Origin of the sequence: Streptomyces sp. NPDC007025, assembly GCF_042869455.1 — a bacterium.
GTDB lineage: Bacteria > Actinomycetota > Actinomycetes > Streptomycetales > Streptomycetaceae > Streptomyces.
On sequence record NZ_JBIAFT010000010.1, the window covers coordinates 127,700 to 145,186 of the forward strand.

16 protein-coding genes and 1 other RNA gene are annotated in these 17,487 nt (G+C 74.8%); 10 read left to right on the forward strand and 7 right to left on the reverse strand.

Annotated elements, in window-relative coordinates; translation table 11 throughout:
* The first annotated feature begins 48 nt into the window (after positions 1-48).
* A complete protein-coding gene (gene ddaH / locus ACFYMO_RS20490) occupies positions 49-855 on the forward strand; it encodes a dimethylargininase (RefSeq protein ID WP_366770637.1) in 807 nt (268 codons plus the stop codon).
* Between the two features lie 81 nt (positions 856-936).
* On the opposite strand, the gene ACFYMO_RS20495 is transcribed toward ddaH, so the two are convergent.
* The 3 genes from ACFYMO_RS20495 to ACFYMO_RS20505 form a co-directional block, all read right to left on the reverse strand.
* Positions 937-1,938 carry a small ribosomal subunit Rsm22 family protein gene (locus tag ACFYMO_RS20495; protein WP_366770638.1) on the reverse strand — a complete coding sequence of 334 codons (1,002 nt, stop codon included), beginning with the start codon at positions 1,936-1,938 and terminating at the stop codon, positions 937-939.
* Positions 1,939-2,033: 95 nt separating this feature from the next.
* On the reverse strand, positions 2,034-3,206 hold the full coding sequence (locus tag ACFYMO_RS20500) for a serine hydrolase domain-containing protein (protein WP_366770639.1): 1,173 nt from the start codon (positions 3,204-3,206) through the stop codon (positions 2,034-2,036).
* Positions 3,188-4,600 carry a Bcr/CflA family efflux MFS transporter gene (locus ACFYMO_RS20505; RefSeq protein ID WP_388547886.1) on the reverse strand — a complete coding sequence of 471 codons (1,413 nt, stop codon included), beginning with the start codon at positions 4,598-4,600 and terminating at the stop codon, positions 3,188-3,190. Before ACFYMO_RS20505 ends, ACFYMO_RS20500 begins: the two co-directional genes overlap by 19 nt.
* Before the next feature lie 157 nt (positions 4,601-4,757).
* Between ACFYMO_RS20505 and ACFYMO_RS20510 the strand changes: the two genes are divergently transcribed.
* The 3 genes from ACFYMO_RS20510 (at position 4,758) to rnpB (ending at position 7,516) form a co-directional block, all read left to right on the forward strand.
* Positions 4,758-5,633 (forward strand): SDR family oxidoreductase, encoded by an 876-nt coding sequence (locus ACFYMO_RS20510; RefSeq protein ID WP_366770640.1) that lies wholly within the window; start codon positions 4,758-4,760, stop codon positions 5,631-5,633.
* A 174-nt stretch (positions 5,634-5,807) separates the two neighbouring features.
* On the forward strand, positions 5,808-6,992 hold the full coding sequence (locus ACFYMO_RS20515; protein WP_366770641.1) for a lactate 2-monooxygenase: 1,185 nt from the start codon (positions 5,808-5,810) through the stop codon (positions 6,990-6,992).
* Positions 6,993-7,105: 113 nt separating this feature from the next.
* Positions 7,106-7,516, forward strand: an RNA gene (rnpB, locus tag ACFYMO_RS20520) — RNase P RNA component class A.
* A 367-nt stretch (positions 7,517-7,883) separates the two neighbouring features.
* Here the strand turns inward: rnpB and ACFYMO_RS20525 are convergent.
* From ACFYMO_RS20525 to ACFYMO_RS20535, 3 genes are all read right to left on the reverse strand, one after another.
* Positions 7,884-8,540, reverse strand: coding sequence for a hypothetical protein (locus ACFYMO_RS20525; protein ID WP_366770642.1), 657 nt, complete (start codon positions 8,538-8,540; stop codon positions 7,884-7,886).
* A gap of 268 nt (positions 8,541-8,808) precedes the next feature.
* Complete coding sequence (locus ACFYMO_RS20530; protein WP_388547891.1) at positions 8,809-9,672, reverse strand: isocitrate lyase/phosphoenolpyruvate mutase family protein; 864 nt, start codon at positions 9,670-9,672, stop codon at positions 8,809-8,811.
* Between the two features lie 109 nt (positions 9,673-9,781).
* Positions 9,782-10,192: a nitroreductase/quinone reductase family protein gene (locus tag ACFYMO_RS20535; protein WP_366770644.1), complete on the reverse strand. Its 411-nt coding sequence runs from the start codon at positions 10,190-10,192 to the stop codon at positions 9,782-9,784.
* 401 nt (positions 10,193-10,593) lie between these two features.
* Here ACFYMO_RS20535 and ACFYMO_RS20540 point away from each other — a divergent pair, with 401 nt between their 5' ends.
* The 3 genes from ACFYMO_RS20540 (at position 10,594) to ACFYMO_RS20550 (ending at position 13,152) form a co-directional block, all read left to right on the forward strand.
* Positions 10,594-10,797 carry a hypothetical protein gene (locus tag ACFYMO_RS20540; protein WP_074998500.1) on the forward strand — a complete coding sequence of 68 codons (204 nt, stop codon included), beginning with the start codon at positions 10,594-10,596 and terminating at the stop codon, positions 10,795-10,797.
* Between the two features lie 225 nt (positions 10,798-11,022).
* The gene (locus ACFYMO_RS20545; protein ID WP_388548157.1) at positions 11,023-12,411 is read left to right on the forward strand and encodes a radical SAM protein; all 1,389 of its coding nucleotides are present in this window, start codon (positions 11,023-11,025) and stop codon (positions 12,409-12,411) included.
* A gap of 129 nt (positions 12,412-12,540) precedes the next feature.
* Positions 12,541-13,152 (forward strand): dihydrofolate reductase family protein, encoded by a 612-nt coding sequence (locus ACFYMO_RS20550; RefSeq protein ID WP_366770645.1) that lies wholly within the window; start codon positions 12,541-12,543, stop codon positions 13,150-13,152.
* Positions 13,153-13,202: 50 nt separating this feature from the next.
* Here ACFYMO_RS20550 and ACFYMO_RS20555 read toward each other — a convergent pair whose 3' ends face one another.
* Positions 13,203-13,712, reverse strand: coding sequence for a DinB family protein (locus tag ACFYMO_RS20555; RefSeq protein ID WP_366770646.1), 510 nt, complete (start codon positions 13,710-13,712; stop codon positions 13,203-13,205).
* Positions 13,713-14,110: 398 nt separating this feature from the next.
* Here ACFYMO_RS20555 and ACFYMO_RS20560 point away from each other — a divergent pair, with 398 nt between their 5' ends.
* The 3 genes from ACFYMO_RS20560 to eda all read left to right on the forward strand — a co-directional run bounded on the left by ACFYMO_RS20560 (position 14,111) and on the right by eda (position 17,374).
* Complete coding sequence (locus ACFYMO_RS20560) at positions 14,111-15,751, forward strand: FAD-binding oxidoreductase (protein WP_388548160.1); 1,641 nt, start codon at positions 14,111-14,113, stop codon at positions 15,749-15,751.
* A 134-nt stretch (positions 15,752-15,885) separates the two neighbouring features.
* Positions 15,886-16,668, forward strand: coding sequence for a peroxide stress protein YaaA (yaaA, locus tag ACFYMO_RS20565; protein ID WP_366770648.1), 783 nt, complete (start codon positions 15,886-15,888; stop codon positions 16,666-16,668).
* Positions 16,669-16,741: 73 nt separating this feature from the next.
* Positions 16,742-17,374 carry a bifunctional 4-hydroxy-2-oxoglutarate aldolase/2-dehydro-3-deoxy-phosphogluconate aldolase gene (gene eda / locus ACFYMO_RS20570; RefSeq protein ID WP_366770649.1) on the forward strand — a complete coding sequence of 211 codons (633 nt, stop codon included), beginning with the start codon at positions 16,742-16,744 and terminating at the stop codon, positions 17,372-17,374.
* The last annotated feature ends 113 nt before the right edge of the window (positions 17,375-17,487 follow it).

Below are 17,487 nucleotides of genomic sequence, written 5' to 3' on the forward strand. Positions count from 1 at the left end.
GAGCACCATGGGCGCACCGCATCACGCACGTTCCCTGAGGAGCCTGAGATGTACGCAACCCGTCGCTATCTGATGTGTCCTCCGTCCCACTTCCGTGTCACCTACTCCATCAACCCCTGGATGGACCCCGGCAAGCCCGTGGACCTGCCCCTCGCGCTCGCCCAGTGGGAGGCGCTGCGCGACCGCTACCGCGCCCTCGGGCACACCGTCGAACTCCTCGACCCGGTACCGGAGCTGCCCGACATGGTGTACGCCGCCAACGGTGCGACCGTCGTCGACGGCCGCGTGCTCGGCGCCCGGTTCGCACACCCCGAACGCTCCGGGGAGGCGGCCGCACACCGCGACTGGTACCGCGCGCACGGCTTCGGCGACGTCACCGAGCCCGCGCACATCAACGAGGGCGAGGGCGACTTCGCCGTCACCGCCTCCTGGCTGCTGGCCGGGCGCGGCTTCCGCAGCAGTCCGCTCTCCCACGGCGAGGCCCAGGAGTTCTTCGGGCGCCCGGTCATCGGCCTCGACCTGGTGGACCCGCGCTACTACCACCTCGACACCGCGCTGTGCGTACTGGACCCCGAGGCGGAGGACGTGATGTACCACCCCGCGGCCTTCTCCCCCGGCAGCCGGGCCGTGCTGGCTCGGCTGTTCCCCGACGCGCTGCTCGCCGAGGAGCCCGACGCGCTCGCCCTCGGCCTCAACGCCGTCAGCGACGGACGGCACGTCTTCCTGCCGGAGGCCGCCACCGGCCTCTTCGCGCCCCTGCGGGACCGCGGCTACGAGCCCGTACCGGTGGACCTGACCGAACTGCTGAAGGGCGGCGGCAGCGTCAAGTGCGTCACCGCAGAACTGCGGTCCTGACCGGCCCCGCTGACCGGTCCCGGGCGGCCCCAGGCAGCCACGGGCCGTCCCGGCCGGGGGCGGCGGAGCCGTACCGCGCGGTCACCACGGGTCGCCCCAGGCGGCCTTGCGGGCCGCGCGGTAGTCGGCGCCCGCCCGCTTGGTGACGGGACGGCGGTGCACGGCGCCGCCGTCCTCGCACAGGTCCAGCAGCACCTGCCCCTTGCGGAGCTGCGGCCTGCGGACGATCCGGGCGCCCGCGGGGGCGCCCGGCACCGTCTCCCGCACCGCCGCCACATAGCTGAACTTCTCGTCCTCGTACGGCAACTCCCCGCCCTTCACCCGGCGGTGCAGCGAGGAGCGGGCTACCCGCACCGCGAAGTGGCACCAGTCCTGGCCGGGCACCAGCGGGCAGGTCCCGTCGTGCGGACACGGCGCCAGCACCCGCAGCCCCGCCCCCAGCAGCGCGTCCCGGGCCGCGCGGATCCGCAGATAGCCCTCCGGGGTGCCGGGCTCCACCAGCACCACGGCGCCCCGCGCCGCGCGCGCCGCCGCGTCCACCACGGCATGCCGGTCCTCCTCGGAGAGCTCCCCCAGCACGTAGGAGACGGTCACCAGATCGGCGGACGCCGGCTCCGGCAAGCCGCCACCCGCCGTACCGCCGCCACCGCGCAGCGAGCCGCGGCGCCACTCGGCCCCGCGCAGCGCCGCCGCCCCGGACGCCAACTCGCGGCCCAGCGCGAGGGCCGGCTCCGCCCAGTCGACGACGACCGTCGCACGGGCCGCCCGCTCCGTCGGCCACACGCGCTCGGCCGCCCACACCGCGGCGCCCGTGCCACCGCCCACGTCCAGGTGGCTGCCGGGTGTCCAGTCCCCGGCGCGGTCGGCCAGCTCGGCCAGCGCGGCGGAGGCGGCGGCGAAGGTGGCGGGCATCCGGTAGGCGGCGTAGGCGGCCGCGTCGGCGGCGTGCCGCAGCACGGGCGCGCCGGTGGGGGTCTCTCCGCGGTAGTGGGCGATCAGCCGCTCGACGGCGCCCGACGCCTGCCGCGCGGGCAGCCCGTCCAGCGCTGCGGCGAGCGCGCCGCGCAGTTCTTGCTCGATCACTTCACCAGTGTAGGAAGTCCGCCGGCGGCGGCCTCCGGCGCCGGGCGCCGCCGGGGCCCGCCGGGCGCTGACCGCAGGGCCCGGCGGGGGCGCGCTCACCGCACGGCGCGGGCCAGCAGGCTGGCCGCGGCGGCGCGCGGTGCGCTGTCGGGGGGCCGGCGCACCGGGTGCACGGTGTTGGCGAGGAGCACCAGGAAGGTGTCCGTCACCGGGTCGAGCACCAGGCTGGTCCCGGTGAAGCCGGTGTGCCCGGCGGCCCGGGAGCCGGGCCCGTCGAGCTCACCCATGAACCAGGGGGCGCCGGTGCGGAAGCCGAGGCCCGGCGGCTCCAGGAGCTGGGCGGCCGAGGCGGGCGCCAGGATGCGGGCGGGCCCGTAGGAGCCGCCCGACAGCAGGGTGCGGCACAGGACCGCGAGGTCGTGGGCGGTGGAGAAGAGCCCGGCGTGCCCGGCCACGCCGCCCATGGCGTAGGCGTTCTCGTCGTGGACCCGGCCGTGGACCAGGCCCCGGTTGAGCTTGGCCCAGGGTCTTCGCATGTCCTCGGTCGCGGCGATCCGGTTGCGCCAGGTGCGGGGCGGGTTGAAGCGGGTGTGCCGCATCCCGAGCGGTGTGGTGATGCCCTCCCGCACCAGCACGTCCAGCGTCCGGCCCGTCACCTGGTACAGCACGCTCTCCAGCAGCAGCAGGTTGAGGTCGGAGTACAGGCGGGTCGAGCCCGGCTCGGTCAGCGGCTTCTCGGCCCAGAGCAGCTCCGCGTGCTCGGCGGTGTTGTGCTCGTAGAAGGGCAGCTCGGCACGGAGCCCGGAGGTGTGGGTCAGCAGGTGGCGGACGGTGATGCCGTGGTCGGTGACCGGCGCGGCACCCGCCTGGAGGTGGTCGGCGACGAGCGCGTCCAGTGCGAGCGCGCCGCGCTCGATCTGCTGGAGGGCGGCGATGGCGGTGAACAGCTTGGTGAGCGAGGCGAGGTCGAAGACCGTGTCCACCCGCATGGGCAGCCACTCCTGACGCGGCAGCTCGACCGGGAGCCCGGCGGCGGGATCCCAGGCGGCGTACCGCAGCGCCCAGCCGGTGGCGTGCTCCAGGGCGACGCAGGGCCCGCGGCCGGCCAGCACGACGGCACCGGCGCACCAGCCCGCGGCGGGCAGCGCGTCGGTGCTGTCGGCCAGCGCGGCCAGCCGTCCGTGATCGAGCCCGGCCTTCTCCCGGAAGCGGCGCCGCGCCTCGGCACCGCCCAGGGAGGCCACGCTCCTCAGTCTCGTACGCGCCATGGGCGGCAGAGTGCCACGAAGGCGAGAGCGGCGAGGGTGACGGCACCGAACTGGACCAGCGCCATGGGCACGGCGGTCTGCTCGCCCGCCACGCCGACCAGCGGGGAGGCGACCGCGCCGACGAGGAACTGCGAGGTGCCCAGCAGCGCCGAGGCCGAGCCCGCCGCGTGCGGGGTGCGCATCAGGGCCTGGGAGTTGGCGTTCGGCATGATCAGCCCCATCCCGGACATCAGCACGCACAGCGCGGTGGCCAGCGGCGCCAGCCCCACGTGCCCGAATGCGCCGGTGGTCATCACCAGCAGCGCCACGGTCGCGGCCCCGACCATGCACAGCCCGAAGGCGAGCACCCGGTCCAGGGACACCCGGCCGACCAGGACCTTCCCGTTGAGCTGCCCGAAGGCGACCAGCCCGATGGAGTTGACCATGAACAGCAGGCTGAAGGTCTGCGGCGAGGCACCGTAGATCTCCTGGACGACAAACGGCGAGGCCGCGACGTAGGAGAAGAGCGCCGCGAACGCGAGGCTGGAGGCGAGCAGGTACCCGCTGAAGACCCGGTCGGCGAGCAGCCCGCGCATGGTGCGCAGCGCGTCCGGCAGCCCGCCCTTGTGCCGGCGTGCGGCCGGCAGCGTCTCGGGCAGCTTGCGCAGCACGACGAGGACGAGCAGCAGGCCGATCCCGGCGAGGATGCAGAAGACGCCGCGCCAGTCGGTGAAGCGCAGCACCTGGGCCCCCAGGACGGGGGCCAGGACCGGCGCGGTGCCGGAGATCAGCATGAGAGTGGAGAAGAACCGCGCCATGGCCAGCCCGTCGTACAGGTCGCGGACGACGGCGCGGGCTATCACCACCCCGGCGGCGCCCGCGAGTCCCTGGGCGAGCCGGAAGCCGGTGAGAGTGGCGGCAGTGGGAGCCAGCGCACAGGCGAGGCTCGCCAGGATGTAGCAGCCCATGCCGACCAGCAGCGGGCGGCGCCTGCCGAAGCGGTCGCTCATCGGCCCCGCGACGAGCTGGCCCACGGCCAGCCCGACCAGGCAGGCGGTGAGGGTGAGCTGCGCGCCGGCGGCGGGGATGTGGAGCGCTCCGCTGACCTCCGGGAGGGCCGGGAGGTACATGTCGATGGAGAGGGGCGGGAGCGCGGTCAGCCCGCCGAGGATGAGGGTGAGCAGCAGCCCGGCACGACGGCGGCGGGTCAGTTCGGGGCCGGCGGGTGGGACGGTGCCCGCACCGGGGGCGGTGCCGGACCCGTCGGCGGTGCGGGCCGCCGGGGCGGTGACGGACGCGGCTTCCCGGTCGGTACGGGTACTGCGGGCGGACGGCGCCGCGTGGTGCGGGTGCTGCGGGTGCTGTGGGGCGTCGGCGGGTACGGCGGCCGGTTGCTGGGGGCCGGTCTTGGACATGCACCTCTCCAGGAGATTGTCACGGACCCGAACATTCTCCCAGGAATTCCGGTACGGGCCCACACGTTTGTTCTCCCTCCCGTTCCTCTCCCGGGCGCGGGACCGCTGGCCGCGCAGCCGGCGCCGCCCGCCGGACAGGCCCGCGTACGCTGCGCCCATGACGCGCGAGAATCACCCGGCCCAAGAGGCACACCAGGCGGCACAGGCGGGCGACGCACCGGGCTCCCGGACCGCCGAGGGGGCCGCGCGGACCGCCGGGGGGCCGACCCGGAGAGCCGCCGAGGTGCCGACCGCCGGCACGGCCCTGGTGACCGGAGCCGGCTCCGGGATCGGCCGGGCCGTCGCCCTCACCCTCGCCGACGCGGGCTGGACGGTCGTGCTGGCCGGCCGCCGCCGGGGCTCGCTGGAGCAGACCGCGCAGCTCGCCGGGGGCGCCGCCACCCGGTGCGTCCCCGCCGACGTCACCGATCCGACCGCCGTCACCGCGCTGTTCGACTCCGTACGGGAGCACGAGGGCCGACTCGACCTGCTGTTCAACAACGCGGGCACCTTCGGCCCCGCCGTACCGCTGGCGGACCTCTCCTTCGAGGACTGGCGCGCCGTCGTGGACGTCAACCTGCACGGCGCCTTCCTCTGCGCCCAGGCCGCCTTCCGGCTGATGAAGGACCAGCAGCCGCGCGGCGGCCGGATCATCAACAACGGCTCGATCTCCGCCCACGCCCCGCGGCCCGGCTCGATCGCCTATACCGCCACCAAGCACGCGATGACGGGCCTCACCAAGTCGCTGTCCCTGGACGGCCGCGCCCACGATGTCGCCTGCGGTCAGATCGACATCGGCAACGCCGCCACGGAGATGACGGCCGCCATGTCCCAGGGTGTCCCCCAGGCCGACGGGAACCGTGCCCCGGAGCCGACCATGAACGCCGACGACGTGGCACGCACCGTCCTGCACATGGCCTCCCTGCCGCTGGAGGCCAACGTCCAGTTCGCCACCGTGCTGGCCACGAAGATGCCGTACATCGGCCGGGGCTGAGCGGCTTCCCGGACCGGGCCGCGGCAACCGCGGGCGGCCGGCGGTGGAGACACCGGCGGGAGCGTGCCGCGCCCGGCCGCGCCACGCGGGTGCCGCCGGTGCCGTCCGGGGTGTGGCCATCGGCCGCCGGGGCGGAGAGACTCGGCGCGCAGCGACCCGCGAAGGAGCCCGCACGTGACCGACCCCGCACCCCCGCCGGAGAACTTCGCCGGCTACCAGAACGAGATATACCTGCACGGCCTCGAGGGCCGGGTACCGCCCTTCACCACGGACGCCACCGGGCTCGGCGCCTCGGCCCGCGAACGGCTGGACGCGGGCGCCTTCGGCTACGTCGCCGGAGCCGCGGGCTCCGGTGCCACGCACCGCGCCAACCGCGAGGCGTTCGACCACCACCGCCTGATCCCGCGGATGCTCACCGACGCCACGGACCGCGACCTGCGGACGCGGGTTCTGGGCACCGCCATGCCCGCACCGGTCGTCCTCGCCCCCGTCGGCGTCCAGTCGATCCTGCACCCGGACGGCGAGACGGCGACGGCCCGCGCCGCCGCCTCGCTCGGCCTGACAGCGGCCCTGTCGACCGCCTCGTCCTACTCGCTCGAGGAAGTGGCCGAGGCGGGCGGGAGCGCTCCGCGCTGGTTCCAGCTCTACTGGCCGAACGACGACGAGGTGTGCGTCAGCATCCTGCGGCGGGCGCGCGACGCCGGCTACAGCACGCTGGTCGTCACCCTCGACACCTGGACGCTGGCCTGGCGCCCGCAGGACCTGGACCAGGCGTATCTGCCGTTCATCCGCGGAGTCGGCACCGCCATCCCGTTCTCGGACCCGGTCTTCCGGGCGGGCCTGGACAAGCCCCCGGAGGAGGACCTGGGCGCCGCGGTGCTGCGCTGGGTCCCGATGTTCACGGGGACCGACAAGTCGTGGGACCGGCTGCCGTTCCTGCGGCAGCACTGGGACGGTCCGATCGCCCTCAAAGGCATCCAGCACCCCGACGACGCCCGCCGGGCCGCCGACGCGGGCATGGACGGCGTGATCGTCTCCAACCACGGCGGCCGCCAGGTCGACGGCGCCATGGCCTCCCTCGACGCGCTCCCGGGCGTGGTCCGGGCGGTGGAGGGCACCGGCCTGGACGTCCTGTTCGACTCCGGTGTCCGCACCGGCTCCGACGCCCTCAAGGCGCTCGCGCTCGGCGCCAGCGCGGTCCTGCTCGGCCGGCCGTTCGCCTACGGGCTGGCGCACGGCGGCGAGGACGGCGTCCGGCACGTGCTGTGCTCGTTCCTCGCCGATCTGCACCTCACCCTGGGCCTGTCCGGCCACCGCACACCGGACGAACTGACCCCGGACGACCTCTGGCACCGCTGACCCCGCGGTGCCGGGCCCGCGGGGGGACGACTGCGGTGTGCCCGGCCGCTCTCCCCGCCGGGCGCCCGCACCGCTCCCAGCCCGGCGGCGGGTACGATGGAGCACACGGCGGACGAGCCGGCCGGGCGGCCGCGTCGGGGGTGCCGAGCACCCTCGCCGAGGAACGTCCGGGCTCCACAGGGCAGGATGGTGGGTAACGCCCACCCGGGGTGACCCGCGGGACAGTGCCACAGAAAGCAGACCGCCGGGCCCGTCTTCGGACGGCAGTCCGGTAAGGGTGAAACGGTGGTGTAAGAGACCACCAGCGCCCAGGGTGACCTGGGCGGCTCGGTAAACCCCATCCGGAGCAAGGTCAAGAGGGGCCGCGGCGCGGCCCTGCGCGGATGTTCGAGGGCGACCCGTCCGAGTCCGCGGGTGGACCGCACGAGGCCGGTGGCGACACCGGTCCCAGATGGATGGCCGCCACCCCGGCCGCCGCGAGGCGGCCGAGGCCACAGAACCCGGCGTACAGGCCGACTCGTCCGCCCCCTCCCGGCACTCTGCCGGGCAGGGCTGGTATCCGGCCGGCGACCGCGACCCGCGCATACGCACTCAACCGCGAGGGCATCGACTACGCTGACACCCGTCGCATGGCCTGCGTCCACAGTTCGGGCCCGGCTGAAGCTCGCCGTCCCGTTCCCGCTGGACCTCGACCTCCATGCTCCGGTGCCCTGACGCCCGGCCCACCACACTCGTCCCGGTCTGCGCGCACCGCTCGCGACGCGCACGGTCCTGGCCCGCACGCGGCAGACCGCCGAGCGGCTCCTTCCGAGGCGACCCGGTGACCCGGTGACCAAGTGGCCGCCACGGGTCGATCTCTCGCAATTCGAGGCAGGCGAGCGCCACACAAGACTAGGCGCTGATCGTGCGCAGGAAGTGGTCGGCGTCCGCGGGCTCGCCGAGGCGGCCGACCTGGATCCAGGATCCGTCGGCGAAGCGGATCCTGAACGTGGCGAATCCGCGCGGCTGGCCCGCCTCGCCTTCGGGCCGGGCCTCCCCGAGCGGGAACTCCGCAACGGGCACGAAGTCCCCGGCCTTCATGGGTGACAGCCTGCGGCGCGGGGAGGCGGCCACGCAGATGCGGTCGTGCGCCAGCATGACCAGCCGCCGGGGGTTGGGCGAGTGGCCGTACCAGCGCAGCAGAAGCCGGCCGGCGGTCAGGTTCCAGTCGCCGTCGAAGACGCCGTCGGCCGGATCGTCCTCGCGGTCGTCCGCAGCGCCCCGGTCGCGGGTGGAACGCCGCGGTCCCGCGCTCCCCGTCCCCGGTGTGCGGTCGGTCTTCCTGCCGAGCTTGTCGATCAGCATCATCGGCACGACGACGAAGAAGAACACGACGGCGCCGACGTACAGCAGCCAGTGGTGCCCCGGCTTCAGCCGGCCGTTGCCGGCGGCGCGGTGCACATCCTTCGGCGGTACCGGAAGGGGCTTGTGGATCTCGCACCAGACCAGCGCCACGGGCTGCTCGCCGAGGATCGCCCGCGCCCGTCGCTGCACCTTGCGCTTCGCCATGCCCGACATCGTAGACAGAGCCGCCGGTGGCCCCCACGCCTGCCCGGAGAGCGTCGGCGCCGGGGGCCGGGCACGCGACAGCCCGCGCGCCCGGCCGTGCTCGGCTGCCCTCAAACCCCCTGGACCCGGGGGCGTTCCGTTCCTGGTGGTGCTCGGGCCGGCGAGCGTCCGCCGCGCCCGGCCCCTCGCCGTCCGTTCGCAACGACGCCGCAGGGGGGACCGCGTCGGTGTCCCCGTCAGGCTGCTCGCGTCTCCCGGACGGTCGGGGTCACTCCCCCGGCCCGGCCGGAGCGGCGGGTGTCATGAGGGCGTTGACCTCGGCGTAGGGAATCGCGTCGGCGCCGAAGGTGAAGGTGCCCGACTCCTGGATCTCGCGGGCCGCGCGGACGACGGCGCCGAGTGCGGCGCGGGAGAGCGCGGAGCCCACGCTGATCCGGCGCACGCCCAGCGCACCGAGTTCGCGCACGCTCAGCCGCAGGGCGGGCGATCCCATCAGGACGTTCACCGGGCAGCCGACGGAGGAGCAGACCGCGCGGATCGCGTCGGCGTCCGGCAGGGCGGGCGCGTAGAGCACATCGGCGCCCGCCTCCTCGTACGCCTGGAGGCGGCGGATGGTGTCGGGCAGGTCGGGCCGTCCCTGGAAGAAATTCTCGGCGCGGGCGGTGACGGTGAAGGGGAAGTCGAGTTCCCGGGCGGCGGCCACGGCCGCGGCGACCCGCTCGGCCGCCTCTCCCAGGGGACGGACGGGGTCGTCGTCCCGGCCGGTGAAGTCCTCCACGGAGCCCCCGACCAGACCGGCCGCGGCGGCGCGCCGGATCGTCTCGGCGATGTCGTCGGGCGTCTCGCCGAAGCCGCTCTCCAGGTCGGCGGAGACCGGCAGCGGCGTGGCCTCGACGACGGCCCTGGCGTTGTCGAGGAGCACGTCCCGGGTGACGCGGCTGTCCGGCAGTCCGCGGGCATGCGCCAGGCCCGCGCCCGTGGTGGCCAGCGCCGCGAAACCGAGCCCGCTCAGGACACGTGCGGTCCCGGCGTCCCACGGGTTGGGCACCACGAAGGGGTCGGGCCCCTCGTGCAGCGCCCGGAAGGTGACGGCACGGCGGTACTGGTCGGGGACGGCCGCGGACTGCTGCATGGTGGGCCCTCTCTGCGGTGCGCTGGTTGGCTGTGGGCACTGCTCCGGGACGCCGCCCGGACGCGGACGTGCACCCCGGCGGCAGCGGCCGGCCCGGGTGCGGCCCGGGTCACTCGGCGTCGAGGTCGACGCGGACGGTCAGCAGGTCGGTGCCCACTACACGGACCACGGCGCTGTTCAGCCGCGGCAGCGCGGCGAGGCGGGCGTACGGGTCGTCGTCGGGGAGGAGGCGGGCCGTCCCGGTGTACCAGCGGCCGGAGACCCGGACCCGCACCCGCGGGTCGGCGCGGATGTTGCGCACGTACTGCGCCCGGTCGCCGTGTTCGGACACCAGCCAGAACCGTCGCCCCTCGCGGCGCCCGCCGACCGGTGTGCGGCGGGGGACACCGCTGCTGCGGCCCGTGGTCTCCAGCAGGGCCTGACCCGGCATCCGGCGGGAGAGCGGATTGACCACATGGCGCTGAAGCGCTGTGACGGCCCGGAACTTCGCCGCACTCCCCTTGCCCGCGGCTCCCGCCATGCGCGTTCCTTCCTTCGTCCGCCGAGCGGCCCCGCCGCGCTGTCGGCGGGGCCTTCCGTCCACACGCAGCCAGCATGATGGTTACGGATGTCCAGGAGTCTGCCACCGGCCACTGACAACGGCTCCGGAACGGCGACCGGCGCCGGCAGCCACCTGCACCGGCACGGCTACCTTCGCCGGCACCGTCCCCCGCGAAGGCCCGGCCCCGGATCCGGGCCGGGGGCATCCCCGGGGCGGCGCGGCCCCCGGCTCCGCCCCCCTTCCGGGGGCGGATGGTCGCCGCTTTCCGAGGAATGTGCAGCCGCCGCGTCCCGTCGGCGCTCCCGGGTCCCGGGCGGCTGTCAGGGGTGCGGGCCGCTGCCACGGGTGCGGGCCGTTGGCCAAAGTTGCACTCTGGAGTTATGACCCCTCCGATCGTCGTCCACCCTCCGTCGCAGACCGGCGGACGGAAAGTGACCGCACACACCGAGAGCCTCGGCTTCGCGCACCGGCCCGAGGACGTCGTCGAGTTCCTGCGCCGCGCCGGTCTCGACCCCGCCGAGATCCAGCTCGACGATCCCAACCTGATCGAATGGCGCGGCGGCGGCCCCGACGTATGGCGGTGACCCTCCGCGGCGCGAACCGGGCGCCTTCCGCACGTGCGAGCCTCCGCGGCGCGAGGGGCGGGCACCGGCGGGGCCGCGTGCCGCCCGCGGAACGCGGGGCCGGGCGTACGGAACAAGAGGCAGGTGTGCGGCCGATTCGGGCACCGGAGTACCGTCGGGTGCGCCCCCGGGCCGCGAAGTGAGGAGCTTGATCACACCATGCCGCCAACGCCGACTCCCCTGCCGATGCCGTCGCACGTGCCGTCCGGACGGGGCAAGCAGGGCCAGCAGGGCCCACCGGAGCAAGGCAACCGCACCGCTCTGGTCGAGGACCTCATGGAGCGCTTTCCGCATATCCCGCGGGAGGCCGTACTGAAGGAGGACCTGCTCCGCGGCGGGATGGCCTTCGACGACTCGGCGCTCAGCGACACCGCCGACCAGGCGACGGGCGAGATCAAGCCGAAGTCGTACTTCATCTTCTCCTTCGACCACCGCACCCTGCCCGAACTGGGCGAGGCCGCGCTGCGGCGGCCGCCGGAGGAGGTCGTGCTGACCGGAGGTCCGTACGACCTGAGCCGCACCGTGGTCTCCGTACGGGTGAACCCGAGCTCGCCCTATCGGGTGCGGGCCGGCGAGGACGGCGCACTCGGCCTCTACCTGGACGGGCGGCGGATCGCGGATGTCGGCCTGCCGCCGATGCCGGAGTATTACCGGCACACGCTCGCCAACGGAAAGTCCGTGATGGAGGTGGCGCCCACCATCCAGTGGGGCTACCTGATCTATCTGACGGTCTTCCGGGTGTGCCAGTACTTCGGCGCCAAGGAGGAGTGCCAGTACTGCGACATCAACCACAACTGGCGCCAGCACAAGGCCGCCGGGCGCCCGTACACCGGGGTCAAGCCGGTCGAGGAGGTGCTGGAGGCGCTGCAGATCATCTCGGACCACGACACGCTCGGCGCCTCGCACGCCTACACCCTCACCGGCGGCTCCATCACCTCGCAGGTCCAGGGCAAGGACGAGGCGGACTTCTACGGGCAGTACGCGCAGGCCATCGAGGAGCGCTTCCCGGGCCGCTGGACGGGCAAGGTGGTGGCGCAGGCGCTGCCCAAGGACGACGTCAAGCGGTTCCACGACCACGGCATCCGCATCTATCACCCCAACTTCGAGGTGTGGGACAAGCGGCTGTTCGAGCTGTACTGCCCCGGCAAGGAGCGCTACGTCGGCCGTGAGGAGTGGCACCGCCGCGTGCTCGACTCGGCGGACGTCTTCGGGGCCCGGAACGTGATCCCGAACTTCGTCGCCGGGGTGGAGATGGCCGCGCCGTACGGCTTCGACACGGTGGACGAGGCCATCGCCTCCACCACCGAGGGCCTGGATTTCTTCATGTCCCACGGCATCACCCCGCGCTTCACCACCTGGTGCCCGGAGCCGACGACCCCGCTGGGCAGGTCGAATCCGCAGGGCGCCCCGCTGGAGTACCACATCCGGCTGCTGGACGCCTACCGCTCCGCGATGCAGCGGCACGGGCTCTCCTCGCCTCCCGGTTACGGTCCGGCGGGCGCGGGCCGCGCGGTCTTCTCCGTCAGCTCGTTCATGGACACCCTGCCGGCCGAGGAGGGCGCGCCGGTGGCGTGAGACGGACCGCCCGTCACCGATGATTTCCGCCGAGGGCCCCGGTCCCTCCTCCAGCAGGAGGGACCGGGGCCCTCGGCACGCGCGGACCGGAGGCGCCGGCACGCGGGGAAGAACTCGGAGGCGAGGACCATGGCCAAGCTGACACTGACCACGATGCTGTCGCTCGACGGTGTGATGCAGGGGCCCGGCGGTCCCGGGGAGGACCCGCGCGACGGGTTCGACCTCGGCGGCTGGGTGGTGCCCTACGCGGACGCGGGGATGAGCGAGGTCGTCGGCGACTGGTTCGGCCGTGCGGGCGCCTTCCTGCTGGGGCGGCGCACCTACGAGATCTTCGCGGCGTACTGGCCGCAGGTCGGCGACGAGGAGGACCCGGTGATCGCCCGCCGGCTGAACTCACTGCCCAAGTACGTCGCCTCGACCACGCTGCGGAACCCCGCGTGGCAGGGCAGCACGGTGCTCGGGGGCGACGTGCCGGAGGCCGTGCGGGAGCTGAAGCGGCAGCCGGGCGGCGATCTGCAGATCCACGGCAGCGGCGTGCTGGCCCGGTCGCTGATGGCGCACGGCCTGATCGACGAGTACCGGCTGCTGGTCTTCCCGGTGGTGCTGGGCAGGGGCCGGCGGCTCTTCGCGGAGGGCGGCGTGCCCGCGGCGCTCGCGCTGGAGACCGCCGAGGCGCTGCCCTCGGGCGTCACGATGCAGACCTACACCCCGGCGGGGCGGCCGGCGTTCGGATCGTTCTGAGCGCCGCCGGCCGGCCGCCCGCCGTTCGGCGGGGCGGGTCCGGCCCCGGTTCAGCGGCCGGTGGCGCCGTCGGTCTGCTCGCGGAGGATGTCGGCGTGCCCCGCGTGCCGGGCCGTCTCCTCGATCATGTGCACGAGGATCCAGCGCAGCGTCGGCGGCGGGGTCTCGCGCAGGGAGCGCGCCCCGGGCCGGTCGAGGTCGTCGCAGTCGGCGACGATCGCGTCCGACGCGCGGATCGCCTCCTGGTACGCGGCGATCAGCGACTCGCCGGTCTCGGCGTGCTCGGGCGGCGCGTCGTCGTCGAGGAGTTCGCCCTGCCCTGCGTACGCATGGCCGAACCAGTTGCGCTCCACCAAGGTCAGATGCCGCACCAGGCCCAGCAGGCTGGTCCCGGAGGGCACACCCGGGGCGAGGCCGACCTCGTCGGTGAGTCCGGCGGCCTTGGCGATCACCGCCTCGCGCAGATACCGCAGGAACGCCAGCAGGGTTTCCTTCTCGCCACCCGCCACGGCAGGGGGCCTTACATCGCCACGCGCGGAAAAGCCGGTCACATCAGTCATGCCGCCGACTGTAACCAGAATTGGCTGGCGGGGCTGCGGTGGTACTGGTTGGCTTCCAGGGTGACCGCCACCCGCACTCCGCCGCCGTACGGCGCGGCCGGTCGTCACCGGTGGCCCTGCTCACCCGCCCGCGGGGCGGGACGCACCGCCGCACGGTCCGCTGCCGGCCCGCGCCGCCGGTCCGCACTCCGGTTACCGGAAGGAACCACGTCACCCGACGGTCCGTCCCCTCCCACGGCGGAGTCGATCTTCGTCGAGGAGCGGTGGGACGAGCGGAGCAAGGGGCGGCGCACATGCCGGGAACGGCGGCGGGGGCGGGGCGCGGACTGCCGCGGGACCGGGACGACGAAGCGGCGCGGAGCGCGGCGGGGAGCGCGACAGCGGCCAGGGGGACGCGGATGACGGAGTGCGGGACGGGCCCGGGGAACGGGACGGACACGGCGGACGTGGGAAACGCGGGAAGTGCAGGGGGCTCAGGGGGCGCGGGGGAGACCGCGGACACGGCCGGCAGGACGAGCCCGGCGAGCGCAGCCGGCCCGGCCGACGCGGCGAAGCCCGGGAGCACGGCGAGCACAGCGAACGCCGGGGCCACGGCGGACACCACGAGCGCGGCGTGGAGGGCGCTCGGCAGCGGGCTGGACGGAACGTTGCTGCGCCCCGGCGACAGGGACTTCACCGCGGCACGCAAGCTGTTCAACCCGCGGTTCGACGCGGTGCGCCCGGCCGCGGTGGCGTACTGCGCGGGGCCCGGCGACATCGCCGAGTGCCTGGCGTTCGCGCGGCGCAACCGGATACCGGTGTCGGTACGCAGCGGGGGCCACTCGTCCGCGGGCTGGTCCAGCGGCAACGGCCGGCTGATCATCGACGTGCAGCGGCTCGCCGGGGTGCACGCCTCCGGACGCCTGGCCACGGTGGGCGCCGGGGCCAAACTGATCGACGTCCACGCCGGTCTGGCGGCCCACAAGCGGACGATACCGGCCGGGTCGGGGCCGACCGTGGGGATCGCGGGGCTGGCACTGGGCGGCGGGATCGGCGCCGTCGCCCGCGCCTATGGGCTGACCTGCGACAGCCTCACCGGGGCCAGGATCGTCACGGCCGACGGCACGCTGCGCGAGGTGTCCGCGGACGGCGGGGCCGACGACGCCGAGCTGTTCTGGGCGCTGCGCGGCGCGGGGAACGGCAACTTCGGCGTCGTCACCTCGCTGGACTTCCGCACCCATGTGGCGCCCGGCTGCCAGACCTTCTTCCTCTCCTGGCCCTGGTCGCGGGCGGCGGCCGTGGTGCGCGAGTGGCAGCGGTGGGCGCCGGTGGCGCCGGAGGAGATCTGGTCGCATCTGCGGCTGTCGGCCCCGGCGGGCGGCCGGCCGGGCAGTGTGCGGCTGGGCGGGCTGTCGTTGGGGGCGCGGCGCGAGGTGGAGACGCAACTGGACCGGCTGGCGGGGCGGATCGGTACGACCGCCGATCTGTCGCTGCGCAGGCACGGCTACCTGGACGCGTTGAAGGTGCTGGGCGGCGTCTCGGGCTGGACCCTCGCCCAGGCGCACCAGCGCGGCACCCTGCCCGGCCGCACCAAGCGGGGCAGGGTGGCCCGCGAGTCGTACGCCGCCCGCTCCGACTTCTACACCCGCCCGCTGCCGCTCGCCGGGATACGGGCGCTGCTCGACCGGGTGGAGCGGGTGGCCGAACTGCGCGGCGACGGCGCCGGGAGCGTCGTCCTCGACGCGCTGGGCGGAGCCGTGAACCGGCCCCGCCCGGACGCGACGGCGTTCGTGCACCGGAGTGCCCGCTTCCTGGCGCAGTACGCCGTCGCCTGGCCGGACGGCTCCGGCGCCGAGGCGGTGGCGGGACACCGCGGCTGGCTGGACGCCACCCACGCCGCGATGCGGCCGTGGGCCAGCGGGTTCGCCTACCAGAACTGCCCCGACCCGGCACTGCGCGACTGGCGGCGGGCCTACTACGGTGCCAACGCCGAGCGGCTGGCCAAGGCCAAAGCCGCGTACGACCCGGACCGGGTCTTCTCGTTCCCGCACGCCGTGTGAGGGACCAGCGGGGTGCCCAGCGGCGGAGCTCAGCGTACGGGCCCGTACGCTGGGGTCCCCCTCCGGCGGCCGGAGGGGATCGCACCACCGGCGTCGCAGGCGGGCGCCGCACCGAGGGACCGAGGAGAAGTGCCGTGCTCGTGCTGCTGCCGCCGTCCGAGGGGAAGGCCGAGGGCTCGCGGGGGCGCCCGCTGGACCTGGACTCGCTCTCCCTTCCGGGGCTGAACCCGGCGCGGGAGACGGTGCTGGAGGAGCTGGTGGCACTCTGCCGGGCCGATGAGGAGAAGGCGCGGGGAGTACTGGGGATCGGCGAGGGGTTGCGCGGCGAGGTCGCCAAGAACGCCCGGCTGCGGACCGCGCCGACCCGTCCCGCCGGGGAGATCTACACCGGGGTGCTCTACGACGCGCTGGGACTGGCCACCCTCAGTCCGGCGGCCAAGCGGCGGGCCGCGCGCTCGCTGCTGGTCTTCTCCGCGCTGTGGGGTGCCGTCCGGGTCACCGACCGGATCCCCTCCTACCGGCTGTCCGCGGGTGTGAAGCTGCCGGGCACGGGTGCGCTGGGCGCCTTCTGGCGCGGCCCGGCGGAGTCGGTGCTGCCCGAGGCGGCGGGCGGCGGGCTGGTGCTGGATCTGCGCTCGTCGGCGTACGCGGGCATGTGGAAGCCCAAGGGTGAACTGGCGCGCCGCACGGCGACCGTGCGGGTCCTGCAGTCCCGGCTGGTGGACGGGGTGGAGAAGCGGTCGGTCGTCAGCCACTTCAACAAGGCGACCAAGGGCCGCATCGTGCGGGCGCTGCTGGAGTCAGGTGCGGCGCCGAAGACCCCCGCGGCGCTGGCCGGGACGCTGCGCGAGCTCGGCTACACCGTGGAGGGCGACGAGGGTGCCCGGGCGCTGGATGTGGTCGTCACCGAGCTCTGACCAGCCGATCGCGCCGGTTGCACAGGTCGCAACGGCCGTTGCGAAGCATGCTGCCCGCGGGCACGATACGGACATGACTTCCGCGCCCTCCCTGCTCGACCTCGCCCCCGTCCTCCCGGTCGTCGTGCTGGAGGACCCGGCGGGCGCCGTCCCGCTGGCCCGGGCACTGGTGGCCGGGGGGCTGCCCGCGATCGAGATCACGCTGCGGACCGGCGCCGCGCCGGAGGCGATCCGCGCCGTCGCGGACGCCGTCCCCGAGGCGGTCGTCGGCGCGGGCACGGTACTGGGACCGCGGGACGTGGAGACCGCGGTGGCGGCAGGCGCGCGCTTCCTGGTCAGCCCCGGCTGGACCGACGCGCTGCTGGAGGCCATGCGGGCCTCCGGAGTGCCCTTCCTGCCCGGCGTCTCGACCGCCTCCGAGGCGATGGCCCTGCTGGAGCGCGGCGTGACGGAGATGAAGTTCTTCCCCGCGCGCGCGGCGGGCGGCACCGGCTATCTGAAATCCCTGGCCTCCCCGCTGCCGCGGGCACGCTTCTGCCCCACCGGCGGCATCACCGCCGACGACGCGGCCGGCTATCTGGCGCTGCCCAACGTCGGCTGCGTCGGCGGCACCTGGATGCTGCCCGCCGACGCGCTCGCGGCCGGGGACTGGGAGCGGGTCCGGGCGCTGGCCGCCGAGGCGGCGGCGCTACGGCCGACCCGCTAGACGGACGTTCCCCGCGCCCACGGGCACCGGCCGGACACGTCCGCCGCCTGCGCCGGCGCCGCCCGTCACCACATGGCCGCCGCCTGCGCCACGGCCCAGCACACGCGACCCGT